Annotated in this window: 22 protein-coding genes; 13 read left to right on the forward strand and 9 right to left on the reverse strand. The window is 70.4% G+C overall.

Annotated elements, in window-relative coordinates:
• Nucleotides 1–277: 277 nt before the first annotated feature.
• The gene (locus tag AB0J67_RS18075; protein ID WP_363483531.1) at nt 278–1,129 is read left to right on the forward strand and encodes an amidohydrolase family protein; all 852 of its coding nucleotides are present in this window, start codon (nt 278–280) and stop codon (nt 1,127–1,129) included.
• A gap of 58 nt (nt 1,130–1,187) precedes the next feature.
• Here AB0J67_RS18075 and AB0J67_RS18080 read toward each other — a convergent pair whose 3' ends face one another.
• Nucleotides 1,188–2,078: an amidohydrolase family protein gene (locus AB0J67_RS18080; protein WP_363483534.1), complete on the reverse strand. Its 891-nt coding sequence runs from the start codon at nt 2,076–2,078 to the stop codon at nt 1,188–1,190.
• A 277-nt stretch (nt 2,079–2,355) separates the two neighbouring features.
• On the opposite strand from AB0J67_RS18080, the gene AB0J67_RS18085 reads away from it, so the two are divergent.
• The 4 genes from AB0J67_RS18085 to AB0J67_RS18100 are packed head-to-tail and all read left to right on the forward strand — an operon-like array spanning nt 2,356 to nt 5,497.
• Nucleotides 2,356–3,381 (forward strand): alcohol dehydrogenase catalytic domain-containing protein, encoded by a 1,026-nt coding sequence (locus AB0J67_RS18085; protein ID WP_363483537.1) that lies wholly within the window; start codon nt 2,356–2,358, stop codon nt 3,379–3,381.
• Between the two features lie 8 nt (nt 3,382–3,389).
• Nucleotides 3,390–4,145, forward strand: coding sequence for an SDR family oxidoreductase (locus AB0J67_RS18090; protein ID WP_363483540.1), 756 nt, complete (start codon nt 3,390–3,392; stop codon nt 4,143–4,145).
• Between the two features lie 34 nt (nt 4,146–4,179).
• Nucleotides 4,180–4,482, forward strand: a complete 303-nt coding sequence (locus tag AB0J67_RS18095; RefSeq protein ID WP_363483543.1) for an L-rhamnose mutarotase — start codon at nt 4,180–4,182, stop codon at nt 4,480–4,482.
• A gap of 40 nt (nt 4,483–4,522) precedes the next feature.
• Nucleotides 4,523–5,497 (forward strand): aldo/keto reductase, encoded by a 975-nt coding sequence (locus tag AB0J67_RS18100; protein ID WP_363483546.1) that lies wholly within the window; start codon nt 4,523–4,525, stop codon nt 5,495–5,497.
• A 128-nt stretch (nt 5,498–5,625) separates the two neighbouring features.
• Here AB0J67_RS18100 and AB0J67_RS18105 read toward each other — a convergent pair whose 3' ends face one another.
• From AB0J67_RS18105 to AB0J67_RS18115, 3 genes are all read right to left on the reverse strand, one after another.
• The gene (locus AB0J67_RS18105; RefSeq protein ID WP_363483549.1) at nt 5,626–7,992 is read right to left on the reverse strand and encodes an RICIN domain-containing protein; all 2,367 of its coding nucleotides are present in this window, start codon (nt 7,990–7,992) and stop codon (nt 5,626–5,628) included.
• A gap of 312 nt (nt 7,993–8,304) precedes the next feature.
• Nucleotides 8,305–11,235, reverse strand: a complete 2,931-nt coding sequence (locus AB0J67_RS18110) for a glycoside hydrolase family 95 protein (protein WP_363483552.1) — start codon at nt 11,233–11,235, stop codon at nt 8,305–8,307.
• 190 nt (nt 11,236–11,425) lie between these two features.
• Nucleotides 11,426–13,198, reverse strand: coding sequence for a family 43 glycosylhydrolase (locus AB0J67_RS18115; protein ID WP_363483635.1), 1,773 nt, complete (start codon nt 13,196–13,198; stop codon nt 11,426–11,428).
• 718 nt (nt 13,199–13,916) lie between these two features.
• On the opposite strand from AB0J67_RS18115, the gene AB0J67_RS18120 reads away from it, so the two are divergent.
• Together AB0J67_RS18120 and AB0J67_RS18125 are read left to right on the forward strand one after the other, a co-directional pair.
• Nucleotides 13,917–16,787 (forward strand): PQQ-dependent sugar dehydrogenase, encoded by a 2,871-nt coding sequence (locus AB0J67_RS18120; protein WP_363483555.1) that lies wholly within the window; start codon nt 13,917–13,919, stop codon nt 16,785–16,787.
• Nucleotides 16,788–16,837: 50 nt separating this feature from the next.
• Nucleotides 16,838–18,355 carry an arabinofuranosidase catalytic domain-containing protein gene (locus AB0J67_RS18125; protein WP_363483558.1) on the forward strand — a complete coding sequence of 506 codons (1,518 nt, stop codon included), beginning with the start codon at nt 16,838–16,840 and terminating at the stop codon, nt 18,353–18,355.
• 138 nt (nt 18,356–18,493) lie between these two features.
• Here the strand turns inward: AB0J67_RS18125 and sigJ are convergent, their stop codons facing one another.
• Nucleotides 18,494–19,372: an RNA polymerase sigma factor SigJ gene (gene sigJ, locus AB0J67_RS18130; protein WP_363483561.1), complete on the reverse strand. Its 879-nt coding sequence runs from the start codon at nt 19,370–19,372 to the stop codon at nt 18,494–18,496.
• Nucleotides 19,373–19,557: 185 nt separating this feature from the next.
• Here sigJ and AB0J67_RS18135 point away from each other — a divergent pair, with 185 nt between their 5' ends.
• Both AB0J67_RS18135 and AB0J67_RS18140 read left to right on the forward strand, forming a co-directional pair.
• The gene (locus tag AB0J67_RS18135; protein WP_363483564.1) at nt 19,558–20,748 is read left to right on the forward strand and encodes an FAD-dependent oxidoreductase; all 1,191 of its coding nucleotides are present in this window, start codon (nt 19,558–19,560) and stop codon (nt 20,746–20,748) included.
• A 267-nt stretch (nt 20,749–21,015) separates the two neighbouring features.
• Nucleotides 21,016–21,345: a hypothetical protein gene (locus AB0J67_RS18140; RefSeq protein ID WP_363483567.1), complete on the forward strand. Its 330-nt coding sequence runs from the start codon at nt 21,016–21,018 to the stop codon at nt 21,343–21,345.
• Between the two features lie 63 nt (nt 21,346–21,408).
• Here AB0J67_RS18140 and AB0J67_RS18145 read toward each other — a convergent pair whose 3' ends face one another.
• Complete coding sequence (locus AB0J67_RS18145; RefSeq protein ID WP_363483570.1) at nt 21,409–22,242, reverse strand: cytochrome c oxidase assembly protein; 834 nt, start codon at nt 22,240–22,242, stop codon at nt 21,409–21,411.
• Nucleotides 22,217–22,777: a DUF2243 domain-containing protein gene (locus tag AB0J67_RS18150; RefSeq protein WP_363483573.1), complete on the reverse strand. Its 561-nt coding sequence runs from the start codon at nt 22,775–22,777 to the stop codon at nt 22,217–22,219. The genes AB0J67_RS18145 and AB0J67_RS18150 overlap by 26 nt, the downstream gene beginning before the upstream one ends.
• 257 nt (nt 22,778–23,034) lie before the next feature.
• On the opposite strand from AB0J67_RS18150, the gene AB0J67_RS18155 reads away from it, so the two are divergent.
• Together AB0J67_RS18155 and AB0J67_RS18160 are read left to right on the forward strand one after the other, a co-directional pair.
• Complete coding sequence (locus tag AB0J67_RS18155) at nt 23,035–23,316, forward strand: hypothetical protein (protein ID WP_363483576.1); 282 nt, start codon at nt 23,035–23,037, stop codon at nt 23,314–23,316.
• Between the two features lie 114 nt (nt 23,317–23,430).
• On the forward strand, nt 23,431–24,081 hold the full coding sequence (locus AB0J67_RS18160; RefSeq protein WP_363483579.1) for a HemK2/MTQ2 family protein methyltransferase: 651 nt from the start codon (nt 23,431–23,433) through the stop codon (nt 24,079–24,081).
• Between the two features lie 286 nt (nt 24,082–24,367).
• Here the strand turns inward: AB0J67_RS18160 and AB0J67_RS18165 are convergent, their stop codons facing one another.
• Both AB0J67_RS18165 and AB0J67_RS18170 read right to left on the reverse strand, forming a co-directional pair.
• Nucleotides 24,368–24,502, reverse strand: coding sequence for a hypothetical protein (locus AB0J67_RS18165; RefSeq protein WP_363483582.1), 135 nt, complete (start codon nt 24,500–24,502; stop codon nt 24,368–24,370).
• A gap of 105 nt (nt 24,503–24,607) precedes the next feature.
• Nucleotides 24,608–25,306, reverse strand: coding sequence for a helix-turn-helix domain-containing protein (locus AB0J67_RS18170; protein ID WP_363483585.1), 699 nt, complete (start codon nt 25,304–25,306; stop codon nt 24,608–24,610).
• Between the two features lie 64 nt (nt 25,307–25,370).
• On the opposite strand from AB0J67_RS18170, the gene AB0J67_RS18175 reads away from it, so the two are divergent.
• Nucleotides 25,371–26,048 (forward strand): hypothetical protein, encoded by a 678-nt coding sequence (locus tag AB0J67_RS18175; protein ID WP_363483588.1) that lies wholly within the window; start codon nt 25,371–25,373, stop codon nt 26,046–26,048.
• A complete protein-coding gene (locus AB0J67_RS18180; protein WP_363483591.1) occupies nt 26,045–26,800 on the forward strand; it encodes an isocitrate lyase/phosphoenolpyruvate mutase family protein in 756 nt (251 codons plus the stop codon). The genes AB0J67_RS18175 and AB0J67_RS18180 overlap by 4 nt, the downstream gene beginning before the upstream one ends.
• Nucleotides 26,801–26,880: the final 80 nt, after the last annotated feature.

Genomic DNA, 26,880 nt, shown 5'->3' on the forward strand with positions numbered 1-26,880 from the left:
CTCAGGCCGCCGCCCCGCACCCCGCCGGGTGGGGCCCGGCGTCCCACCAGACCGGACTGAAGGCCGGCCGGTGCCGCCCTTCACGACGATGGAGTACCCCAGTGCAAGAGCAGGATTCGGCCGGCCCCGCCACGGGCGGGCCAACTGCCGGCCCGGCCACGCCCGCCGGGTCCGCAGCCGAGCGCACCGCATGCACCGTCCGCCCGTCGCGCACCGCCGTCGGAGCAGGGCACCACCGGCCGGCGTGGACGGTCACGAGTGACCGCGGGCGGCGCCGGTGATCATCGACGCGCACGTGCAGCTGTGGTCGGCGGACAACCCCCGGCTCGCGGCCGCCGAGTACACCCCCGTCCGGCGCGACCACGGCGTCGGCGAGCTGAAGGCGGAGCTGAGCGAGTCGGAGGTCGACGCCTGCGTGCTGGTCGAGGCCGAAGGCACCACCTCGGCTGACACCACCCGGTGCCTGGAGGTCGCGGCCTGGACCCCGTGGGTGGTGGGCGTGGTGGGCTGGGCCCCGCTGACCGACCCCGACCTCGGCGAGATCGTCGGCAAGCACCGGGCCCAACCAGGCGGGCAACGACTCGTCGCGCTGCACGAGCGGGTGTACGAGCTGTCCGAGGACTTTCTGGACCGTCCGGCGGTGCGCGCGGGTCTGGCCATGGTGGCCGAGCTCGGCTTGGCGATCGAGCTCGCGGTGCGGGCCGAGCAGCTGCCCTCCGTGGCGCGCCTGGCACAGGCGATGCCGCACGCCCGGATCGTGTTGCAGCAGGCCGGGTCGCCCTGGGTGACCGGCGGCGTCGAAGGCCTGACCGAATGGCAGCGCGAGATCGCGCCGGTCGCCGCGTGCGACAACGTGCGGGCCAAGCTCAACGGCTTGGTGACGCTCGCGCACTGGGACCGGTGGTCGGTGGACGACCTCCGGCCGTACGTGGACCACGCGGTGCAGGTGTTCGGCGCGCGGCGGCTCCTGTTCGGCTCCGACTGGCCGATGTGCCGGCTCGCGGCGACCCATGCCGAGTCGCTGCGCGCGATCGCGTCGCTGCTGGGCGGGCTGCACCCCGACGTCTTCGGTGCGACCGCCGTCGGCACCTACCAGCTGGACGTCAGCGACCCGACCCGACCCGCCTGAACGCCGGTATGCGCCGGTGCGGGCCCGGTGCCGCGACGGCGGCACCGGACCCCGGCGGTCAGGAGCCGGCCACCGCGACACGGTCGCGGTCGATGCCGTAGACCCGCATGGCGGTGCCGGCGAGCACGTCACGCCATCCCGCGGCGTCGAGCTCGGCCAGCGCCTGCCGGACGAGGTCCAGGGTGCGGCCGTAGCGCTCGTGGAGCAGGCAGATCGGCCAGTCGCCGCCGTACATCAACCGGTCGGAGCCGAACAGCCGCAGCGCCGTACGCAGGTAGGCGCCGAGCCGGCGCAGCGCGTCGCCGTCCGGGTCGTGTCCCGGGTACAGCCCGGAGAGTTTGGCGTAGACCCGGGGGCAGCCGGCAAGGAACTCCAGGTGGTGCGACCACCGCTCAGCCTGGTCGCGCTCGGCCCGCAGCGGAGGCGCGCCGAGATGGTCCAGGATCAGGTGCAGTCCGGGATGGCGACGGGCGACCTCGGCGGCGGTGGCCAGTGCCTCGGGGCCGCCGGCGACGAAGTCGAACGGCACCCCGGCCTGTTCCAGCAGGTCGAGTCCGGCGTCGGCGTCGGGGTGCAGGATCCAGGACGGGTCCTCGCGTTCGTGGATCAGGTTGCGCACCCCGACGAACAGCGGATCGTCGCGCAGCCGCGCCAGCCTGTCCGCGGCGACCGACGGCTGATGCAGGGGAACGTAGCCGACGACGCCGACGATCCGGCGGTCGGACTTCGCGGTTTCCAGCATCAGGTCGGTGTCGAAGTCGTCGTCGGCGGACTGCACCAGCACGGCGGCCCCGACTCCGCGGTCGGCGAGTGCGGGCGTGACCTCGGGCAGCGTCATGGCCCGGTTGATGGGCGCCAGATGGGGCCCGAGCCAGGGGTAGACGCCACGCGACGGGTCCCACACGTGCAGGTGCGCGTCGATGATCGTCTCGTGGGGAGGGTTGGTCATGTGCGGCTCCAGGGGGTCGGCGGGAGTCGGTCGGCTCGCGTACAGGAGGCACCGTGCGGGCCGGGGACGGTCGGGCGTTGTCATCCGGCGAAACATATGATGTCATATCTGAGCTGGATCCGATCCGGACAGGCGATGTCGAGCCTTCGGCCGTAGGCCAGGCGCACCAAGCGATGCCGCGGCAGGCGGTGACGCGTGTCCGCCGCGCTCGAACGGGCCACATCGCTCGGTCGCTGCCACGACGTTCGGCCGGACACCGGCTCAAGAAGGGGAGGCCATGTACCGCGCCGTATACGAAGGCGACCGCCGCCTGAGCGTTATCGACGTGCCCGAGACCGCACCCGGCCCGGGGCAGGTGCAGATCGACGTGGCGTTCACCGGAATCTGCGGCACGGACCTGCACATCCTGCACGGCGCCATGGACCGGCGAGTCGCCGTCCCGGCGGTGATCGGTCACGAGATGTCAGGCACGGTGGCCAGGCTCGGTGACGGCGTCGACGGCTGGAAACCCGGCGATCCCGTCACCGTCCTGCCCGTCCTGCCGTGCGGAGCCTGCCGGACGTGTGCCGCCGGGCACGGGCACGTCTGCCCGCGGCTCACCTTCATCGGCATCGACAGCGCCGGGTCCATGCAGCAACGCTGGAACGTGCCCGCGAGCGCACTAGTGCGCCTGCCCGAGACCCTCCACCTGGCCCACGGCGCGCTCGCCGAACCGACCGCCGTGGCGGTGCACGACGTGCGCCGCAGCGGCCTGACCAGCGGCGAGCACGCGGGCGTGGTCGGCGGCGGGCCCGTCGGTCTGCTCATCGCCGTGGTCGCCCGGCGCACCGGAGCCCAGGTGCTGGTCCTGGAGCCCAGCCCGCAGCGGCGAGCCGTCGCCGACCGGCTCGGCTTCGCCACCGCGGACCCCACCGCCGCCGACACGAATGCGCTGATCGAGGACTGGACCGGCGGCGAGGGCGCCGCGGTCTCCTTTGAGGTCTCCGGCGCGGCGGCTGGCGTCGCCACGGCGGTGCAGGCCCTGGCGCCCCGGGGGCGGCTGGTGATGGTCGCGATCCACGCCACCGCGCGAGAGGTCGACCTGCACCGCTTCTTCTGGCGCGAACTGACGATGCTGGGCGCCCGGCTGTACAGCCGGCAGGACATGGCCGACGCCGTCGAGCTGGTGGCCGGCGGCCAGATCCCGGCTGATCAGTTGATCACCCATGTGGAGCCGCTGGAGCGCGCCGGTGCGGCGTTCGCCGCCCTGGAGTCCGGGGCCGGCGTGATGAAGGTGCTGCTCGACTGCGCGGCCGGGCGGTGAACCCCGCCATGTTCGACCTCACCGGCCGGCTCGCCGTCGTCACCGGGGCGCGCCGCGGCATCGGCCTGGCCGTCGCGGAGGCGCTCGCGGGCGCCGGAGCCGACATCATCGCCGTCAGCGCCCGGCTCGAGGAGGAGGGCAGCGAGGTCGTCCGCCGGGTGACGGCCCACGGCCGGACCTGCGAGGTGCGTGCGGTCGACTTCGCCCGGCGTGCGGCGGTCGCCGCCCTGGCCGACGATCTGGCGGGCCGGGAGCGGCCGGTCGACATCCTGGTCAACAACGCCGGGACGATCGCCCGCGCGCCGGCCGCCGAGCACAGCGACGACGACTGGGACCACGTGCTCGCGGTCGACCTCACCGCACAGTTCGTCCTGGCCCGGGAGGTCGGGCGGGCGATGCTGCAACGGCGTACCGGAAAGATCATCTTCACGGCGTCGCTGCTCAGCTTCCAGGGCGGGATCACCGTGCCCGGATACACCGCAGCCAAGTCGGGCGTGGCCGGACTGACCAGGGCGCTGGCCAACGAGTGGGCCGCCCACGGTGTCAACGTGAACGCCATCGTGCCCGGCTACATCGCCACCGACAACAACCAGGCGCTGCGCAACGATCCCGCGCGCAACGCCGCCATCGTCGACCGCATCCCCGCCGGGCGGTGGGGCACCCCGGCAGACCTCGCCGGGGTGGCCGTCTTCCTCGCCTCGGCCGCCTCCGACTACGTGCACGGCGCGCTGGTGCCCGTCGACGGCGGCTGGCTCGGCCGGTGACCGACCCGAAGTGACGACAACGATCGGAGCACCCATGCAGGTGATCGCGCTGCACACGCGGCTCAAGCCCGGCCTGGAAGCCGAGTACGAACGCATCCATGCCAAGCTCTCACCCGAGCACGAACAGGCCCTGCACGCCAGCGGGGTCCACTCGTGGCACATCTGGCGCGACGGGCTCGACCTGTTCCACACCGTGGTGTGCGACGACTGGGCTGGTATGGAGTCGGCGATGGCGCAGCTGGAGCTGACCGAACGCTGGCACCAGGTGATCCACCCGATGCTGGACATGGCCGTGTCCCAGCGCGGACCGCTGCCCCTGGTGTGGCAGCTGCCCTGACGACCCCGACCTCACCGCACCCGGAACCAGGGGAGTAGCCGTGAACCCACCCGCCCCGGCGGCGATGCCCACGCGGCCGCTCGGCCGCACCGGCCTGCACGTGACCACGCTCGGCTTCGGCGCGTCCGGAATCGGCAACCTGGGCTACGCCGGATCCGACCTCGCCGCCGCCCAGGCCGTCGACGCCGCGTGGGAGGCGGGCATACGCCATTTCGACACCGCGCCCCACTACGGGCTCGGACTGTCCGAACGGCGGCTGGGCGCGGCGCTGCGCGCCCACCCGCGCGACGCCTACGTGCTGTCCACCAAGGTCGGCCGGCTGCTGCGCCCGCACCCCGCGCCGACCGGCTCCGACCTCGCGGCCGGTGGCTTCGACGTCCCCGACGACCTGGTGCGCGTATGGGACTTCACCGCCGACGGCGTCGCCCGCAGCATCGAGGAGAGCCTGACCAGGCTGGGCGTCGACCGTATCGACATCGTCTACGTCCACGACCCCGACGACGCCGTCGACGAGGCGATCGGCCAGGCGATTCCCGCCTTGATCGCGCTACGTGACCAGGGCGTGATCGGTGCGGTCGGCGTCGGCATGAACCAGTGGCAGGCGCCGCTGCGCATGGTGCTGGAGACCGACCTCGACGTCGTCATGCTGGCCGGCCGGTACACCCTGCTCGACCGGTCGGGTGAGCACCTGCTCGACGAGTGCGCCCGCACGGGTGTGGCCGTCGTCGCGGCCGCACCCTTCAATTCGGGCATCCTGGCCAGGCCGTGGCCGGCCGACGGCAGCAACTTCAACTACGCACCCGCACCGGACGGGGTGCTCCGGCAGGCTCGCCGGCTCGCCGAGGCCTGCCGGGAGCACGAGGTCGCACTGCCCGTCGCCGCGCTGCGGTTCCCCCTGCGCCACCCCGCGGTGGCGTCCGTCGTCACCGGCATGAGGTCGGCCGAGCACGTCGCGGCGGCCGTGACGGGCTTTCGGACACCCGTGCCCGACGGTCTCTGGCAGGCGACGCGGTAGCGCGAGGTCTTCGGAAAGCGGTGGGGTGGGGACGAACTCGTCCCCACCCCACCGCGCGTCGGGCGGCCGCGACAGCAGCCGGCTTCGCACTGCCGGCTGCTGTCGCGACGGCGACGCCCTTCTGCTGATCAGCTGCGCAGGGCCCACTGCTGGTTCGTGCCGCCGTGGCATGCCCACAGGTGCAGCAGGGTCCCGTTGGCGGTGCCGTTGCCGCTCGCGTCGACGCACAGGTTCGACTGCACGCCGGTGATCGTGCCGTTGGTGTTGACGTTCCACTGCTGGTTGGCCTGCCCGTTGCAGTCCCAGATGACCAGGCGGGTGCCGTTGGCGGTGCCCTGGCCGGTGGCGTCAAGGCACTTGTTGCCGTAGACCATCAGCTGCTTGCTCGCGGTGTACGTCCACCGCTGGTTGGTCGCGCCGCCGCAGTCCCACAACTGAACCTGGGTGCCGTTGACGGAGCTGGAGTTCGGCACGTCGACACAGCGGCCCGACTGTCCGCCGACGATGGTGACCCCCTGCTGGGTGGAGGACTGGACGCCGGCGGAGGCCATCACGGTGCGAGCCGCCGTAGGCCAGTTCCCGCCGGTGACGACCACCGTGCCGGTGTTGACGTTGCCCCGCGAGCCGCTGGTGATGTTGGTATTGGTGCTGGTGGTCCAGTTGTCGGTCAGGGTCAGGTTGCCCGTGTTGTTGTTGGCCCAGTGCTGCCCGTAGGCCCACTGCCCGATGTTGTCGAACACGTTGTTCGAGGCGGTCAGGTACCGGGCGCCTTCGTCGAAGTACAGGCCGAGCCAGCCGTTGGTGTTGCGGAAGTAGTTCCGGCTGATCGTCGAGCCCGGCAGCGCGGACAGGGCGTAGAACGCCGCCCCGTCGGTCATCTGGCGCATGACGTCGTGGACGTAATTGGCCTGCACCCGGTAGTTCTTCGCGATCGTCGCGGTGGTGTACCGGGGCTGGTAGTTGTAGAGGCCGCGGTCGACGTAGTCCTGCGCACCGCCGGGATCGTTGGCGCCCCAGCCGTAGCCGATCGAGATGCCCGTGTAGGGCAGGTTGTAGACCTCGTTGTTGGTCATGGCCGAGTCCGCGGTGTACGTCATGAGCAGCCCGACGTGGCTGCGGTAGTCGATGGCCACGTCGTGGACGGAGTTGTTGTGGTAGACGATGTCCCGGTTGGTCATCCGGGTGTCGGCGGGGTGGTGCGCGTCGGCCTGTACGCCACCGGCGATGACGGCCCCGGCCGCCAGCTGCTCGAAGGTGTTGCCGATCACGTCGATGTCGCTCGCGCCGAGGCCGACGCCGGTGGCGTGGGCGTTGGCGTCGTTGCCGATGCCCAGCCCGACCTGGCCGAGGTTGGTGAACCGGTTGCCGGTGAACCTGATGGCGTTGGCCGCCGAGACCTGCACCGCCGCGGGCATCTGCCGCCAGTGGGGCCGGGTCGCCTCGAACTGCTGGCAGCCCGACTGGCACGAGCTCAGCCAGTCGGACGGCCGAGCCCAGGTGCCGTGGATGTACGCGCCGGTCTGCTGGTCGGCATAACCCTGGCCGGTGTTGGGCTGCAGCCAGCTGGTGTGCGAGAACTGCAGGCCGGAGAACGAGAGATGATGGGCCGGTGCGGCGTAGGTGCCGCCCACCCGCAGCAGCGACTCCAGCCGCGGCAGCTGCACCTCGACTGTGGCCATGTTCTCGCCGCTGAGCGGCTTGTAGTAGAGCTGTCCGGCGGCGGTGTCCAGGTACCACTCACCGGCGGCGTCGAGGAACTCGCGCGCGTTGACCAGGTACATCGGTCCGGAGTGGAACGGCCTGCTCAGCGTGTCGTAGCCGAAGGTGTTGTTGTTCCAGGCCGGCTGCTCCATGGTGATCACGTTGTTGCTGATGGACTGCACCGGCACGTACCGGTCGGTGAACGAGTTCACCGACTCCAGCTCGACGCGGTCCTCGGCGGCGACGTTGTTCAGGTACGCCAGCGCGCCGTTGGTGAAGGTCATGCCGCTGGTCGTCATCGTGAAGTCGCCGCGGTTGACCTGCGTGCGGGCGCGGGTCGCGAGGCGGCCGTTGACGTAGAGCTGGCGGGTGTCGAATCCTGCGCTCGCGGCGGCGCGCCAGATGTTCTGCGCGGCATCGACCTGCGTCCATCCGGTGACCCGCTGGCCACCGTAGATGATGGGCCGGGCGCCGCTAGCGGCCTGCCAGAACACGGTGTAGCCGTTGGCGCCCGAGTCGGCGGAGGTGAACGTCAGCGGCGCGGACAGGGCGTAGGTGCCACCGGCGAGCTGCACCACGATGTCGCCGCTCATCGTCGGGGCGAGACCGCGCACCGTCGACTGGGCCTGGGCCAGCGAGCACGGTTGCGGGCTGGAGCAGGCCGTGCCGGAACCGGTGGGGGACACGTACAGGGTGGTCATGACCGCGGCGGTGGCGGGAGTGGCCGACAGCGCCGACGCGGCGGCGAGCAGTGCGGCGGTGTAGAGGGGCAGCAGCCGGGATCGGCGTTTCATTCGTCGGTGGGCGCGGCCGGGTGCAGAAGCCACGATGGCGTCCTTCCACGAGTGGAGCAGTTGACGGGGGCGCAGTAGGAGCTGTCATCAGCGGGAAACGCTGGCGTAATCAATGCTCGGGCATCACATCACATGTATGACGTCATAGCAATATCGAGGTCGATGGGACGCGGCCGCGGGACACGGGACATGCCGCGGCCCGGTCGGCCGGGCCCCGCGGCGGCGATCGCCGGGGTGGACGAGCACGCGCGCTGCGGGCACCTCGCGGTGCCCGCAGCGCGCCGGTGTGGCCGATGCGCGGCCGGGCGTCTGCTACGAGCCGATCGCCATGGCGAAGATGTGCATCGTCGGCACTCCGGCTGCCGGCCGTGCGCTGATGTTGGGCAGCTCGACGCGCACGACGGGTTTCGCCGCCAGGGACGCGCCGGCGTAGTAGATCGTGGCGGCCGTGTTCTCCCGGCGGTTGCCCGGCCGGTTCTGGTAGGCCATCACGATCGCCGCCGTCGCGCCGCTCTTGGGCCCGCCGTACCAGTCGGGCACGGCCAGGGTGAACGACTGGCGGGTGCCGTCGGCGTAGACCACGGTGGCGGTTCCGCTGACGGCGCCGTAGGTGCCGGCGGCCAGGAACCCGAGCTTGCTGCCGGTGCCGCTGATGGCGACGGACTGGCCCGAGGCGATCGCGTTGTCCGCCCCGCCCGGCTGCACGTTCGGCCAGCGGAAGTTGACTCCCTCGCGGCTCAGGAGCGCGCCTGGTGTGACGCCGGCCTGGGCGAGGGCCTGCGCGGACAGGGTCGCACCGTTGCCGTCGAAGTTACCCGCGCCCGTGTTGGTGTCGTTGGTCGTGGCGACATTGGAGAAGAGCTGTTCGAGGGTCGGCGTCGTCTGCCCCGTCGGCTGCGCCCGGTAGGTGCGGCCGGCCTGGACGGTGATCCTGACGCAATCGGACTCGACCCTGACCGGGGTCACCGCAGTGCCGTCGACGGCGTCGACCACGGTGAAGCCGCCGGTGAACAGCCGCGCGCGCACCTGCACCACGCCGGAGCGGTCAGCCCGGATGAGCGCCTCGGCGAGCTGCCCGGAACTCCAGGTCAGGCTCACGGTGTACCCGCCGCGGCCGCGCAGCCCGGTCACCCGGCCGCTCGGCCACGCCGAGGGCAGCGCCGGCAGCAGGTGCAACTCGCCGTTGTGGCTGTGCAGCAGCATCTCGGCGATGCCGGACGTCGCCCCGAAGTTGCCGTCGATCTGGAACGGCGGATGCAGGTCGAACATGTTCGGCGCCAGCCGGGACGTGTTCACCAGGTCCCTGATCAGCTTGTGGGCGCGGGCGCCCTCCTCCATCCGCGCCCAGAAGTTGATCTTCCAGGCGAGCGACCACCCGGTGCCGTCGTCGCCGCGCAGCTCCAGGGTCCGCCGTGCGGCCTCGAACAGCGTGGGGGTCGCCCGCTTGGTGATCTGGTTGCTCGGATGCAGCCCGTACAGGTGGGAGACGTGGCGGTGGTACTGCTCGGTCTCGACCCAGTCGGCCAGCCACTCCTGGATGTTGCCCCGCGAGCCGACCTTCGTCGGCGCCAGCCGCTGCCGGGCCGTGCGCACCTGCGTCCGGAAGTCGGTGTCCACGCCGAGCACCTCGCTCGCGGCGGCGCACCCGTCGAACAGGTCCCGCAGGATCTGGTTGTCCATGGTCGGCCCCGCGCAGACGCTGACGTTGGCGTGGTGGGCCAGCTCGGGGGAGTTCGACGGGTTGGTCACCAGGTAGCCGAGGTTCGGCTCGGTGACCAGCGTGCTGAGGAAGAACTGGGCCGCGCCCTTCATCGCCGGGTAGTTGGTGCGCAGGAACTCCACGTCGCCGGTGAACCGGTAGTGGTCCCAGATCATGGTCGCCAGCCACGCCCCGCCGGTCTGCCACATGCCCCAGAAGGCGCCGTCGACCACCGAGGTCGCCCGCCAGGCGTCGGTGTTGTGGTGGGTCACCCAGCCGCTCGCCCCGTACTGCACCTGGGCGGTCCGGGCCCCGGTGACCGCGAGGTCACGGATCATCGCGAACACCGGCTCATGGCACTCGGACAGGTTCGTCGTGTCGGCCGGCCAGTAGTTCATCGGCAGGTTCGCGTTGAGCGTGTACTTGGAGTCCCACGGCGGGGCCATCTGGTCGTTCCAGATGCCCTGCAGGTTGGCCGGCTGCGTGCCGGGCCGGGAGGAGGCGATGAGCAGATACCGGCCGTACTGGAACAGCAGCGCGGAGAACTGCGGGTCGGCGACGGAGGCGTGCTGGCTGATCCGGACGTCCGTGGGCTGGTCGGCCGCCGAGGTGCGGCCGAGGTCGAGCGTCGTCCGCTGGAACAGCGCCTGGTAGTCGGCGACATGCCGGGCGAGCAGCGTGTCGTAGGAGACGCCGCGGGCGGCGCTGAGGTGGCGGCGGGCGATGCCCTGGTGGTCGCCGCTCACGTCGCGGTAGTTGACGTAGCTCGACCCGATCGACACGAACAGGGTCACGCTGTTCGCGCCGGAGACGCGCAGCGTGCCGCCCGAACTGGAAACGGTGCCGCCGCTGGCGCTCACCCCGGCGAGGGCGTGGAACCGGACGGCCCCCGTCACCCCTTCCATGGAGCCGGAGGTGCCGTTCAGGGCGATGGTGCTGCCGTCCGGGCTGGACACGCTCGACGACTGCGGGCTGTCGAACGCCGCGGTGAAGGTGACCGCACCGGTGCGGTCGGCCGTGAGCCGCATGACGATCACCTGGTCGGGCGCGCTGGCGAACACGTCGCGCTGATACCGCACGCCGTTCATGACGTAGGTGACCGACGTGGTCGCGGTGGTCAGGTCGAGCCTGCGGTGATACTGCGAGGCGCTGCCGGAGGGGAACGTCAGCCGGAGGTTGCCCACCGGCTGGTAGGCGAGCTGGCCGACGGGCCGTCCGAGCATCCGCTGGTTGATCAGGTCCTGTGCCTGACTCCACTGGTTGGCGAAGACCAGCCGCCGGATCTCGGCCAGCGCCCCCGCCCCCGCGGTGTTGGCCGGATCGTGCGGGCCCCCCGCCCACACCGTGTCCTCGTTGAGCTGCAGCCGCTCGTTGTCGACGTTGCCGAAGACCATCGCGCCGAGGCGGCCGTTGCCGATGGGCAGGGCACGCAGCCAGTCGGTGCCGGCGGACTGGTTGTACCAGAGGGCCAGGTCGTCGGCGGCCAGCACCTCGGCGGGCGCGGCGGAACCGGCCTGTGCCTCGGCGGTCCACGGCAGTGGCATGAGGAGGGCTCCGGCGCCCACGGCACCGGTTTTGATCACTTGTCTGCGGGTCAGATCCGACATCGCGCAACTCCTTGAAGCGAACGGCTGAATGGTCGATGTGCTGGTGCTTCGGGGCGGAAGAACGGCCGGTGGCCTGCCTGGTGGCCCGGCCACCGGCCCGGTGCGGCCGGCTGTCAGAGCCGGCCGGTCACTGGAATGAGGCGTCGTCGAGGTAGTAGCCGTCGGTCCCGGCCGCCGTCTCCACGTAGAGGCTCGCGCCGGACAGGGTCCCGGTCCAGGAGACGGTCGCGGTGCCGGTCAGCTGGGTCCATCCGCCGGAGTTGACCGTCGTGGCCGGGGTGAGCTGCAGGTACGCCGTCGAGCCGTTGGCGGTCAGGGCGAGGGTGACCTTCGCCGACGGGGTGCCGCTCTGGGTGCGTACCCAGACGCTGGTCGTGTAGCTCTTGCCGTTGACGAGCTTGGCGGTGACGTCCTGGCGGATGCCGTTCCAGGAGGCGGTGCGGCCCGTGATGGCCAGCGACCTGCTGCCGCCCCGCACCACCGAGGTGTTGGACGCCAGCGTGCCGCTGCCGAACACGGCCCAGCCCGTCGTGCCGGCCTCCATGTCGGCGTTGGCCAGCTGGTTCCCGCCGGAGACGCCGCCGGCGAACTGCCACCAGTTCACGTTGAACAGGCCGCCGCCGCTGCCGGTGAACCGCAGGTACAGGTCACGGGTGCCGGTCGCGCCCGACACCCCGCACGAGACCGTGGTCCAGGTCTGGTAGCCGCCCGTGCCGCCCACCCCGCACGTTCCGACGACGGGGCCGGTCAGGCTGTCCAGCCGCAGCTCGATGTTGCCACCCGCACCCGCCGAGGCGACCCGTGCGGTGAAGGACGTCGCACCGGAGCCGAAGGCGACACCCTTGACCTTGATGTAGTCGCCGTTGTCGATCCAGCCGACGTTGAGGGTGCCCTCGCTGGCGGGCTCGGTCTCCACGCCCGTCTCCCAGGCGATCGTCTCGGCCTCCTGGCGCACGTACGGGTTCAGGGTGCCGATCTGCGGCGCGCCGGAGCTCGTCATGTTGATCGTCGGGATGGTGCCGTTGCTGTTGTACGTGAACTTCTCGACGGCCACCGACCGGGTGTAGCCGCCGCCGCCGGGCAGGGCACCGTTGTGGTAGAAGAAGTACGAGCCGCCGTTGAAGTCGATGACGCCGGCATGGTTGGTGAAGCTGCTGCCCTGCCGGGGCATGACGGTCCCGCGGTAGGTCCAGGGCCCGGTGGGGCCCGGGGCGGTGGAGTAGCCGATGAACTCCGAGCAGCATTCGGCTGCGAACACGTTGTAGTACAGGCCGTTGCGCTTGTAGACCCAGGGCCCTTCCTCGTACAGGGTCGGGCGGCTGGCGTTGCCGGTGCGGGTGCCGTATCCGGCGGTGGTCAGCGGGATCTGGGTCGGGCTGCCCGAGTATGAGATCATGTCGGTGTTCAGCCGGACGTACCACAGGCGCGGGTTGCCCCAGTACAGGTACGCCTGGCCGTCGTCATCGATGAGGACGTTGGGGTCGATCTCGCCGTTCTCCACCAGCGGACGCCCGAGCGCGTCGGTGAACGGGCCGGTGGGGCTGCTGGACACGCCCACCCCGATGGCCATGCCGCCGGTGGCCCGATTCTTCACCGGGACGTACCAGTAGAACTTGCCGTTGCGGTAGGCCACGTGCCCGGCCCAGGCGTCGGCGCTGGCCCAGCTGAAGGTGGACAGGCTCATCGGCACGCCGTGGTCGGTCCAGTTCACCATGTCGGCCGAGGAGTAGACGCGCCACTCCTTCATCGTGAAGTAGGTCGATCCGTCCTCGTCGTGGCCGGTGTACAGGTACACCCGGCCGTTGTGGACCAGTGGAGCGGGATCGGCGGTGTAGATCGTCTGGACGATCGGGTTGTCCGCGCCGGCGCCGACCGGGGCGAGGGTGAGCGTGAGCAGCAGGCCGGCGGCGACGGCGGCGAGCCGTCGCAGGCGCCGACCGGTCTGCCGCGTCAGCGGATGTGTCACGAGGTCTCCTTCGGAATTCGTCGACCTGGTGCGGCGCCCGGTTCCGGTGTGCCCGCCGGCAGCCGGCCCGCGTGCGCGAGGCCGTGGCGAGGGGAGACCGCGCCGGAGGTCGAGTTGCTGCAGCACGGGAAGTGCGCTGTATGACGTCTGAGCACGCCGCACACCTGACCCGATCGCCCTGACGTGCGCGATCGGTGCCCTGCCAGCCGATGCGGATGAGGGTGCCGACCATCCCGCGGTCAGTCGAATGTGACCGATAACAGTGCTTGAGTCAAGATGTGACGAAAAGGTTTCGCGTGTGCGCAGGTCAGCTGAACGGTCCTGTTCGGAGGAGATCAACCAGGAAAGATCGATGCGTGCGGGTGGGTTGACAACGGAGATGTGACCGATAACATCGACCGAGCCGACTACCTGATAACACGTCATATGACATGGCTTCCACCACGGCATGCGACGGGGATCGGCGGGATCGGCAAGGTTTTCGTCGAGGCGTACCGGCGGCGCGGCACCCATCGACTGGCGATCTGTGATGGCTCCACCCGCCGTCAGAGGCCGCCACCTGTCAGGTGCGGCACCTGGCAGGCAGCACCCCCAAGGCATGTGGCGCGCTGGTGCGCGCCCGCCTGGCCATCACTCGTCAGGAAGGGTCTTCATGTCCATCAGGGACGGCCTCCCCCCTCACCGCACCAGACGATGGTTCTCCGCAGGATCAGCACTGCTGCTCACCGCGACCGGCGCGACGGCCATTCTCGCGGCGGGTCCGGCCGGGCTCGGCGGCCCGGCGCCCGCCCAGGCGCACACCATCGTCAGCACCGACTACCAGCAGGTCACCCTCGCCAAGGGGCTGTCCGAGATGGGCGAGCCGATGACGCTGGCCGTGCTGCCGGACCGGTCGGTCCTGCACACCGCGCGCAACGGCACGCTGCGCCGCACCGACGCGGCCGGCAACACCTCGGTCGTCGGCACCATCCCGGTCTACACCCACGACGAGGAGGGCCTGCAGGGTGTCGGCGTCGACCCGAACTTCGCCACGAACCGCCACATCTACCTGTACTACGCCCCGCCGCTGTCGACCCCGGGCGGCGACGCCCCCTCCACCGGCAGCAACTGGTCGGCGTGGCAGGGCGTCAACCGGCTCTCCCGGTTCACGCTGAACTCGGACTACACCGTCAACCAGTCGAGCAAGGTCGACATCCTCGACGTCGCCGCCGACCGGGGCATCTGTTGCCACACCGGCGGCGACATCGACTTCGACGCCGCCGGCAACCTCTACCTGTCCACCGGCGACGACACCAACCCGTTCGAGTCCGCCGGCTACTCGCCGCTGGACGAGCGGACCAACCGCAACCCGGCCTTCGACGCCCAGCGGTCCGCGGCCAACACCAACGACCTGCGCGGCAAGATCCTCCGGATCAAGGTCAACGCGAACGGGTCGTACTCGATCCCGGCCGGCAACATGTTCGTCGACTCGGACAACCGGACCCGCCCCGAGATCTACGCGATGGGCTTCCGTAACCCGTTCCGGATCAGTGTCGACAAGGCCACCGGCGTGGTCTACGTCGGCGACTACGGCCCGGACGCGGGCAGCACCGGCAACCGCGGCCCCAGCGGGCAGGTCGAGTTCAACCGGGTCACCGGGCCGGGCTTCTACGGCTGGCCCTACTGCACCGGCACGAACACCTCCAGCGAGACCTACGCCGAGTGGGACTTCGCCAGCAACACCGCCGGGTCGAAGTACAACTGCGGCGGCGGCCCGACCAACAACAGCTTCCGCAACACCGGCCTGCCCACCCTGCCCGCCGCCAAGACCGCCTGGATCCGCTACGCGGGCGACGCCGGCAGCCCGTCGGAGTTCGGCGGCGGCTCGGAGTCCCCGATGGGCGGCCCGGTCTACCGGTACGACGCCTCCTCGCCCTCCAGCACCAAGTTCCCCCAGGGCTTCGACGGGCAGTTCTTCGCCGGTGAGTTCGGCCGGGGCTGGGTCAAGCCGATCCACGTCAACGCCGACGGCACCCGCGGCGCCATCGAGACGTTCCCGTGGAACGGCAAGCAGGTCATGGACATGGCCTTCGGACCCGACGGCGCGCTGTACGTGCTCGACTACGGCACCGGCTACTACAACGGCGACGCCAACTCGGCGCTGTACCGCTACGACTACGTGGGCAGCGGCAACCGGGCCCCGACCGCCGTCGCGACCGCCGACCGGACCTCCGGCACCGCCCCGCTGACGGTGAACTTCTCCTCGGCGGGATCGTCGGACCCCGAAGGCGGGACGCTGACCTATTCCTGGGCCTTCGGCGACGGCACCACCTCCACGGCCGCGAACCCGGCCAAGACCTACACCGCCAACGGCACGTACAACGCCACGCTGACCGTCCGCGACCCGCAGGGCGCGACCGGCACCGCCAGCGTGCAGATCGGCGTCGGCAACACCGCGCCGACGGTCACCATCAACAGTCCCGCCAACGGCCAGCTGTTCGGCTTCGGCGAGTCCGTCTCGTTCAGCATCACGGCCACCGACCCGGAGGACGGCGCGATCGACTGCGCCAGGGTCAAGATGACCTATGTGCTGGGCCACGACAGCCACGGCCACCAGATCACCTCGCAGACCGGCTGCACCGGCACCATCGCGGTCCCCGTCGACGGCGAGCACGACGACGCGGCCAACATCTTCGGGGTCTTCGACGCCGAGTACACCGACGCGGGCGGCCTGACCACGCACACCCAGCACACCCTGCAGCCGCGCAAGCGCCAGGCCGAGCACTTCAAGACCTCGTCCGGCATCGCCACCTACGACAAGAGCGCGGCCGAGGGCGGCAAGACCGTCGGTGACATCCACAACGGTGACTGGATCGCGTTCACGCCGTACCGGATCAACAACGTGACCTCCTTCAGCGCCCGCGTCTCGTCGGCGGGAAGCGGCGGCACGCTGCAGATCCGGGCCGGCTCGGCCACCGGGACCGTGCTCGGCTCGGCGACCGTGCCGGTCACCGGCTCGTGGGACACCTTCGCCACGGTCACCGGCTCGATCAGCAGCCCGCCGACCGGCACCACCACCCTGTACCTGACCTTCGCCGGGTCCGGCACCGGGTTCCTGTACGACGTCGACTCGTTCACCCTGGCCACCGGTACCACCACCCCGGGCACCGGTCCGGTCAAGGGGTTGGCGGGCAAGTGCCTGGACGTGCGCAACGGATCGTCGGCCGACGGCACGCAGATCCAGATCCTCACGTGCAACGGGGCCGCCGCGCAGACTTGGACGGTGTCCGGTTCGACGCTGCGGGCGCTGGGCAAGTGCCTGGACGTCAGCGGCGGCGGCACCGCGAACGGCACGAAGATCCAGCTGTGGACGTGCACCGGCGGCGCGGCGCAGAACTGGACCTACCAGAGTTCGGATCAGACGCTGCGCAATCCGCAGTCGGGCAAGTGCCTGGACGTGTCCGGCAACAACTCGGCCGACGGCACGATCGTGGCCCTGTGGACCTGCAACGGCGGCGCCAACCAGAAGTGGACCCTGCCGTGACCAGGGCCGCGACCACCGCGATCCGTCCACCGAACCCGGGAAGGTAGCCGATGGACCACCCCAAGACGAGCCGCTCCCGCTGGGCGGCGGCCGCCACCGTGGCCCTGGCCCTCGCCGTCACCGGCCTCACCGTCGCCGTCCGGGCCGAGCAGGCACTGGCCGCGACGGTCGGCACGCCCACGCGGATCGTGGGCGGCCAGTCCGGCCGGTGCCTGGAGGTGCCCAACTCCGGCACGAGCAACGGCCTGCAGACCCAGCTGTGGGACTGCAACGGCAGCGCCGGCCAGTCCTGGACGCTCACCGCGGCGGGCCAGCTGACGGTCTACGGCAACAAGTGCCTCGACGCCTCCGGCCGGGGCACGACCAACGGTACGCAGGCCATCATCTGGGACTGCAACGGTCAGACCAACCAGCAGTGGAACCTCAACGCCAACGGCACCATCACCGGCGTCCAGTCGGGCCTGTGCCTGGACGCCAACGCCGCCGCGACCGCCAACGGCACGAAGGTGCTGCTCTGGGCGTGCCACGGCGGCGCCAACCAGCAGTGGGCGCAATCGCTGCCGAGCTCGCCGAGTCCGACGCCGACCTCGGCGCCTCCGCCCGGGGGCGGCCCCTGTGACATCTACGGCGCGGGCGGCACGCCCTGCATCGCGGCGCACAGCACCACCCGAGCCCTGTACCAGGCCTACAGCGGAAACCTGTACCAGGTCAGGCGCTCGTCGGACAACACCACCCGCAACATCGGCGTGCTCAGCACCGGCGGTGTCGCCAACGCGGCGGCGCAGGACTCGTTCTGCGTCAACACCACGTGCGTGATCACGGTGCTTTTCGACCAGTCCGGTCGCGGCAACGACCTGTGGTACCAGGGCTCCAGCGTGGTCCCCGGCTCACCGCAGAGCCGCCCGGCCGTGGCGACGACCGAGTCGCTGACGGTCGGCGGCGGCAAGGCGTACTCGCTGTACATCAACCCCGGCAACAGCTACTGGCGCGACGGCCACCTGACCGGTGTCCCGACCGGCAGCGCACCCGAGGGCATGTACATGGTCACCAGCGGCACGCACGTCAACAGCGGCTGCTGCTTCGACTACGGCAACAGCGAGACCACCCGCAAAGCCGACGCGGCCGGTGCCATGGACGCGATCTACTTCGGCACCAGCTGCTGGTTCGGCGGCTGCTCCGGCTCCGGACCGTGGGTGCAGGCCGATCTCGAATGGGGCCTGTTCCCGGGCGGCAGCAGCACCTGGAACCCGAACCAGCGGGCGTTCACCAGCAAGTTCGTCACGGCGACGCTGAAGAACAACGGCGTCTCGCGATTCGCGATCAAGGGCAGCAACGCCCAGTCCGGCAGCCTGTACACCCTCTGGGACGGCGCGCTTCCCAGCGGATACAGCCCGATGAAGAAGCAGGGCGCCATCGTGCTGGGCAGCGGCGGAGACTGCTGCAAGCCCGACGGCGGAGCCAACGCCAGCGCCGGCACGTTCTACGAGGGTGCGATGGTCGCGGGCTACCCGTCCGATGCCACCGAGAATGCCGTCCAGGCGAACATCGTCGCCGCGGGCTACCGGTGAACCGGACCGGCCTCCGGCCCTGACCGCACCGGCAGTGCCGCCGCGACACAGCGGCGGCACTGCCGGGCCCAGGACCCCGATGCCCCGACCCGCCCGGAGGCTCGCGGGGTGACGGTCCGCGCGGTTGACCTCCACCGGTCACCGATCATCGGAGTTCCTTGGTGCCATCAAGGCGACGAGCTTGTCCGGGTTGCTGATCAGGTGGATCTCCTGCGCCCGCCCGTCGACGACGTGCAGCACCACCACGACCGCCGGAGTCTGCCCCGAATAGATGACCATCCCAGGGCCGCCGTTGACATCGGTGATCACCACGCTGGGTGCGGCAGGCATCCGCCCGGCGAAGGTGACCAGCGCCCGCGCCACCAGTTCCATGCCGTCGATCGCCTTGCGTGGGGCGGGCGCCAGGCCGCCGCCGTCACAGACCAGCCTGACGTCAGGTGCCAGTACCTGCATCAGGGCTGCCAGGTCGCCGCCGGTGCTGGCCGACATGAACGACTCGGTGACCTTGCGCCGGGTCGCCTGGTCGGTGTCGTAGCGGCGGCGGCGAGTGTTCACGTGTTCGCGAGCGCGCACGGCCGTCTGCCGGACGGCTTCCGGGCTGCGGTCGACGATGCCCGCGATCTCGCTGTAGGAGTAGCCGAACGCCTCGTGCAGCACGAACACCGCACGCTCCAGCGGCGTCAAGGACTCCAGGATCAGGAGCATGGCCAGCGACACCGATTCCGACTTGGCCACGTCCTCGGCGATGTCGGGCGTGGTGAGGATCGGTTCGGGCAGCCACGGCCCGACGTAGGACTCGCGCCGGGCGACCGCGCTGCGCAGCCGGTCGATCGCCAGCCGCGTCGTGATCCGCACCAGGTAGCCCTCGGGGTCGGCGACCCGCTCGGCGTCGACACCGCTCCACCGCAACCACGCGTCCTGAACGACGTCCTCGGCGTCGCTGAAACGACCCAGCACCCGGTAGGCCACGGCCAACAGCAGCGAGCGGTGCTCGGCGAAGGCAGTCTCGTGCCGCATGCGGCCAGCATACGGAGATGGGCACCGCCGTTATGACGAACCCGGCCTATGCGAGACCGTCTGCCGTGGCGGGTGACCGGATCGAGTCTGGCTGACCCGATACAGACGACGTTGCTCGGCGACCGCCGAATGTGAGCCGCGCCATAGGGGATCACACCTCACCGTGGCCGTCTCGTCCGTGGGGCATGAGAAACCAGCAGCAGACCCGAGTCGTCGTCATCGGTGCCGGATACACCGGCATGCTCGCAGCTCTCGGCACGGCCCACCGCGCCAAGGGCCGGGTGCGGGTGACGCTGATCAACCCGTGGGACACCTTCACCGAGCGACTGCGGATGCACCAGATCGCGACCGGACAGAACCTGCCGCAGCACCGCATCGCGGACCTGCTGGCCGGCTCCGGCATCAGCTTCATCCAGGGCTGGGCGAACGGCATCGACACCGCGACCCGCACGGTCACCGTGACCACCGCAGACGACGAGCTCGCCGTCGCCTACGACGTGCTGATCCACGCGATCGGCAGCACCACCGACACGTCGCGCGTTCCCGGCGCGGACGCCTGGGCCCACACCCTCGACAGCCCGCGCAGCGCCCACCGCATGGCCGAACGCCTCCAGGCCGGTGAACTGGAGACCTTCCTGGTGTGTGGAGGCGGTCTCACCGGCGTCGAAGCCGCGGCGGAGATCGCCGAGACGTACCCCGACGTCAAGGTGACACTGCTCAGCCGCGGTGAGCCGGGCGCGATGATGGGCGGCAAGGCCCGCACCTACCTGCATGAAGCGCTCAGCCGGCTCGGCGTGACCGTCCGAGCGGGGGTCGAGATCACCAAGGTGCTGCCCGAGGGTGTGGAGCTTGCCGGAGGCGAGTTCGTACCCGGCGGGGCAGTGCTGTGGACCACGGGGGTCCGCGTGGCGCCGCTTGCCGCGCAGGCCGGCATCGCCGTCGACGAGGCTGGACGGATCATCACCGACGCCGACCTGCGCTCGGTCTCGCACCCGGAGATCTTCGCCGTCGGCGACGCCGCGGCGATCCGGCAGTCCTACGGCGTCATCCACGGCACATGCCAGAGCGGCCTGCCCAGTGCCGCCCACGCCGCCGCCAACATCGCCCGCCGGATACGCGGCCGGGCACTCAAGCCCTTCCGGTTCGGCTACATCCATCAGCCGGTCAGCATCGGCCGCAACGACGCCGTGATCCAGTTCACCCGCATCGACGACACTCCCCGGCGATGGCTGCTCACCGGCCGGGCGGCCCGGCTCTACAAGGAGACCGTCACCAGCAGCCCCATATCCACATTCGGGATGGCCAAGCGGATCGGTGTCCCGGCGCGGATGCTCGGGCGCACCGGCGGACGACGCAACCAATCGCCGGCCGCCTGAGAGGCCCGCATCATGGACCTTCAGTTCACCCTGGCAGCTGGGGATGTGAAGGAATGATCCACGGGTTCCCGCGCCATCCGTCGGCACCGAGCGGGCGAACCATCGCCGGCGGCCGAGGTCGCACGCAGGGTTGCCAGTAGACATGAATGATCGACCCTACGCTGGGTACGACGGGGCAATGGCACGAACGAAGCGGATCACGCTCGCCGTCGGGCACATTGCGTGCGCTGGTGGCCGGGAGCATGCCCGCACGACCAAGGACCGGCCGTGATCGACGACAACCCGGACGTCAGTGGCGTCTACGCGGTGGCCGCTCCGGCAGAGGTCGTGTTCGGCACCCTGACGGACCCGGACCGTACGACGCGGTGGCTGCCCGGCGGCGCGGTGGCCGAGTACGACGGCCCGGAGCTGGTGCGGGTCCGGGCCGGTCACCGGGTGGCGGCGTTCCGGGTGTCCACCGCGGCCGAGGAGCTGCGGATGGAATGGTCTGCCGCGACCGGCGAGGGTCCCCACGGCAGCGTGCGAGTCCAGGACAGCGGCGTCGGCGGCACACCGTGGAGGTTCACCTGTGGGTCCCGGCAGGCGGGTGGGACCTGAACCGGGTCCGCGATCTCGTCGAGGAGGGCGCGATGCACCTGCGGCGCGACGTCGAGGACAACTTCAACGCTGGGTGACGCGCGATCGTCGCGGGGTCACCGCGGGGGCGGTCGGTGGGCCCGGGCGGCGAGGACGCCACGTGGCGAGCAGCGCGAACGCGATCAGTAGCTCGGCGATGTCGCCGCCGTAGTACATCAGCTCCGCTCCTGCCCTCCGATCTGCCACCGGCGCATCGGCCGTCGTGAACGCCCCCGCGTACAGCAGTTGCGAGATCGTGGCGTGTGCGAAGACGGCCACACCGAGCACCACCAGCCGGGCCGGCACCGACGGTCGCCGGGGCGCGGGGTCGGGGCCCGCGATCACCCACGCGAACAGATACCCGGCGAGGAAGAAGTGCACGTGCACGAGGGTGTGCAGCCACGGGCGCGTAGCCGCGGCCTCGTACAGCGGTGTGCAGTACACCGCGACGAGGCCACCGACTGACAAGAACAGCGCCGCGAGCGGGTTGGCCAGCACCGTGGCGGGCAGGCTGTGCAGTGCGGCCGCCACTTTTCTGCGCCCCGCCGGAGGGAGCACCCGCAGCAGCAGCGTGACCGGTGCGCTCAGCACCAGGGCCAGCGGCGCCACCATCCCGATCAGCAGATGCTGGAACATGTGGGCGCTGAACCCGCCCGCCGGATACGGGCCGGTCCCCGGCGTCACCGCCCAGCCCAGCAGCAGCACACCACCAAGGAATGCCCCGATCCGCCGGCGCCTCCACCCGCGCGGGCCGCGGCGGGCGGCTGCTGCCGCTGTCGCATACGCCGCCGCGGCCGCGGCCAGCAGCGCCCATACCCAGACCGGTGCGACACCGTCTTGCCCGGCCTGGTGATCATCGTGGGCGAACATCGCGTCCATCGGCCGGGACGTCGTTCCACTCGACGAGTGTGCCGGAGCGCTGCAACAGCCAGCCGGCAACCACCAGGACGGCGCCCAGGGTCAGGAAGGCCAGATCCCATTCGAGCTGAGCCGGGCCGGCGCGCACGTGGTGGATGCCGAGCAGGTGGTGATCAATCACGCCTTCGACCAGGTTGAACAAGCCCCAGCCGACCAGGATCCAGCCCCACAGCACCCGTGACCTCCACAGCCGGCCCCGGGCGTGGCTCACTCGGGAGTACAACAGCCCCAGCCCGCCAAGCACCGCGAGCCAGGTGAACGTATGGAACAAGCCGTCCCACACGGTGTTCATCTGCAGCCCGTGCACGGTCGAGGCCGGGTAGTACCTCACGCCGATCCGATCGGTGTCCGTGCTGGTCAGCATGTGGTGCCACTGCAACAGTTGATGCAGCAGTATCCCGTCCAAGAATCCACCCAGCCCGACGCCCAGGATGATCCCGGGCAAGGTCAGCAACCGGCGGTCGCTGACGGGGACACGTGATTCCTCGGCTGTCATAAGCCCTCCTGACAAGGCAGACGATGCACCGTCACCCGAGTCGGACGGCAGGTATCCACCGTGCGCCGAGGAGGGCCGCCACTTCAGGGCCGTGAATGCGGCATGAACCGGCCCAAACGCAACCGCGCCGGTGGCCACACGGTGCCGTTCTGGCTGTGCTGAACGTCTACACCCATCGTGGTACATCCCCGTCGTCACGCTGGTGGACGTGCCGGCGAGGCGCTACATCGAGCACTCGCCCGGCACGGATCCTTTGCGTGTTTTGTTCCTCATACCTGACCTGCTCAAACAGTCAGACCGCGAAAGTTGAAGATCACCTCGGTCCTGGCACCTCCGCCGAGACCGACACCCCGCACCACAACGACGCCTTCACCGACATCGCCGCGATCCTCGCCCTACGCGAAGCAGCGGCCCTCGGCCAGGCGCTGCGCGAGCACGTGCCCCCGCACTGGCGCGAGGTCGCCGACCACCTCGTCATCCCCATGATCGAGGGCAGCGACGTGATCGCCAACCGCGATCTTCACACTCGACGGCGCTGAGAGGTGAAGCCGCTCGTCCAGCATCGGCCCGGTCAGGCATCCGCCACTCTGATGAGGCCTCAAGTAGGTGGTCCGAAGACGCGTAGCAGCGTCATGTCTGGGAATACCCGTTATATGAAACTCGTCCGTTTGCCTGGCGTGCACGCCCCGGTGAGTGACACCTGGATGCTCGCCGAGGCGATGGGGCGGGAGGAGTTGGCCGGCGCTCGGGTGGCGGACATCTGCACCGGCACCGGCGCGCTCGCCATCGTCGCAGCTCGCGCAGGAGCGAGATCTGTTACCGCGGTCGACCTGACATGGCGCGCGATCTGCTGCGCAGTGCTGAACGCCCGGCTGCACAACGTGCCGGTGGACGTCCGACGCGGCGACCTGTGGCAACCGCTGCACGGTGAGATGTTTGACCTTATCGTCTCCAATCCACCTTATATTCCCGCTGCCACCGATGAGCTGCCGCACCGGGCGGAGTTGATTCCGCTGGAGGCCGGCCGCGACGGCCGTGCGCTGCTCGACCGGCTGTGCCGGGATGCGGCCGCACATCTCAGACCTGGGGGCTCGATCTTGCTGGTGCACTCGTCCATCTGCGGCACCGACGAGTCGTTGATCCTCTTGCGGCAGACCGGCCTGCGCGCGGAGGTGGTGCTGTCGCGAACCGGGCCGCTGGGGCCGGTAATGAGGCAGCGAGCCGCCATGATGCGTCACCGCGGTCAGCTCGGCGTGGCCGATGTCGAGGACATCGTCGTGGTACGTGGAACGCGTTCACGGTGAGACATCGGCCAGGGGAGTGGGGCCGGGCGCCTGAGGTGAAGCGGACGAGCGCGACGGTCGTGCGTGACAGGCCGGTGCCGTTGCGGATCGGGGTTATGCAGACGTCGCCGGTGGAGTTCTGCGCGGGCGTCTTCACCTCGGGGTTGACCGGCCTGAGTTCCATGGTCGGGACCTGTCACCCGATCGCGTGTGCTGGGTTTAGGTGACGGCCGTCACGGTTATCTCTAGGCATCAGGTGACTGTCGAACCAGCGACCGAAGGTGTGCTACTGGCCATCAGGGATCGCCTACGCGGACAGGCAGTCCAGGCGCACCCACTTGAGCAGGCAGGTGTCCATGCCGCAGCAGACGATCTGCGACCTGCCCTTTGCGCTGATGAGTTCCAGCGCCTGCTCGGTGAGCTCGGTGTAGCCCGTTCTCACTGAATCGACATCTACCCCAAACTCGCCACGGAAGTCGGAGAACGGAGAAGGCGGGCACCACGCGCGAACAAACGCCCCGGTGCCGCACGCGGCAACGGCGGGCGATCAGTCGATGTCAGGCAGTTCCAGCAGGCGGCGTAGCTCGCTCTTTCCGATGGGAGTGATTTTCACGGCTCTGCTGGATCCGACCTTCACCAGCCATTGGTTGTCGAGCAACCGACGACAGACCTCGGCTCCGGCAGTGCCGGCCAGGTGCTGGCGGCGTTCCGTCCAGTCGAGGCATCCGCGTGCCAACGGCCGCCTGCTTTGGCGCAGGTCGACCGGATCCAGCCCAAGCTCGTCGGTCAGCCAGGTCAGCCCCGCCGGGGTGAGGGCGAAGCCGCCGGTCTGGTCCAGCAACCCCGCCGTGGTCATTGCGTCGGTCAGCGCGACGCCGAGCCGTCCGGCGAGGTGGTCGTAGCAGGTGCGGCCGCGTCGCAGGGCGGCGCTGGCGGTCGCTTCCCGCAGCCCTCGGGCCGGGGTCCGGCTGGGAGCGGTGTGGGCAGCCAGGTCTTCGATCAGCTGCGCGACAGCTGAACCGGCGAGCTGGACGTATCGATGGCGACCCTGGCGCCGCTGCACGAGGAGGCCACCGCTGATCAGGCGGTGCAGGTGCTCGGTCGCGGTGGAGGGAGCGACTCCCGCTTGAGCGGCGAGTTCGCCTGCGGTCCAGGCCCGACCGTCCAGCAGCGCAAGGCACATGGCAGCTCGCGTCTGGTCGGCGAGCAGCGCCGCCAGTGAGGCCAGGTCGAAGGCGGGGTTCATGGTCATATTGTGGACCCGGCTTGTTTCGGCCGGCACCGAACCATCACGGCTCTAGCGTGAACCCATGCAGCAGGTCAGCGGCCGTGAAGCCGCACTCGCCGTTCTGAACGATCCCCGCTTCGTGGTGCCGCCGGCACCGCCGGCACCGGACGGGGTGGCATGGCTACGCGCCACCGTCGGCCGCTTCTGCGACGGTCCGGTGCACGCGCGCCGACGCGCTCTGTCGATCGCGATCCTCGACGCGATTCCGCTGGAAGCGCTGCGGACCAGTGCTTCGGTGCACCCGGTGCAAGCCCTGGCGCAGGCCATGGGCATCAACGATCACATCGTCGAGCACGTGCAGGACGTCGCGCAGGCTTATCAGCCCGGCACCGGCGACGACACGCGCGCCGACACGGCGGTCGGCCGGCTGGTCACGATCCTCGATGGCGGATACGACGAACAGACCGCGGCACGCATCGGGGTGCTCGTGCAGGCGTGCGCGCCGACCGCGGCTCTGCTGGACAGGACACGCCAGCGCCCTGTCGAGGACGTGCTGCGTGACGACCCGCCTGTTGCCGCGACCAAACGGCGTGCCCTCGAGTCGACGACGGTCGGCGAGATCAGTGTCCAGACGGGCGAGGTGGTGCAGGTGCAGTTGGCGGGTGACCTGGCGTTCGGAGCCGGGCCGAGGCGCTGTCCCGGCCGTGAGCACGCCTTGGCCCTGGTAGCGGCGAGCCGCGTCAACGGGGGTACGGCATGAGCGACTTCGCCGCCCTGCACGGCGCCGGTGACCCGCTGATCCTGCCGAACGTGTGGGACGTCGCGTCGGCGCGGCAGCTGGCCGGGGCCGGCTTCCCGGCGCTGGGCACGACCAGCCTCGGCGTCGCCGCCGCGAACGGCCTGCCCGATGGGCAAGGTGTCATCTGTGCCGAGACGGTGCGCCTGGTCGCCGCCGTGGCGTCGTTGCCGGTGTGCCTCACCGCCGACATCGAGACCGGCTCGGTCGAGGCTGCGGCGGCGGTGGCCGCGGCCGGGGCTGTCGGCGTCAACATGGAGGACGCCATGGGTTCGGCCACGGCGCACGCCGCGCTGATCCGGGCGGTGAAGCGGCACGTGCCCGGGTTGTTCGTCAACGCGCGAACCGACACCTACTGGCAGCGGCCCGGGGATCTGCAGGAGACGCTGACCAGGGTGCGGCTCTACGCCGATGCCGGCGCTGACGGGGTGTTCGTCCCCGGCCTGGCGGATCCGGCTGACATCGCCGCGGTCGTAGCCGCGGTCGACATCCCGGTCAACGTGCTGTTCCTGCCGGACCGGCACACCGTCGCCGCGCTGACCGACCTCGGCGTACGGCGGATCAGTACCGGCTCGCTGCTGTTCCGTGCCGCGCTGGCAGCCTCGGTGCAGACAGCCAGAGCCGTCAGAGACGGCCTTCCGATCACCGCAGCCCTTCCGTCATACGAACAGGTCAACGTCGCGGACCAGCCGGGCGTACCCACGGGCGGCAGGTGACCGGCGCACCCGGCAGATGTACTGGACGTGCGGCGGTCTTCGCCCCGATGTCGACGACCCCGGCCTGGCCCCGACGACGC

The sequence above is a fragment of the Catellatospora sp. NPDC049609 genome, assembly GCF_040675365.1.
GTDB lineage: Bacteria > Actinomycetota > Actinomycetes > Mycobacteriales > Micromonosporaceae > Catellatospora.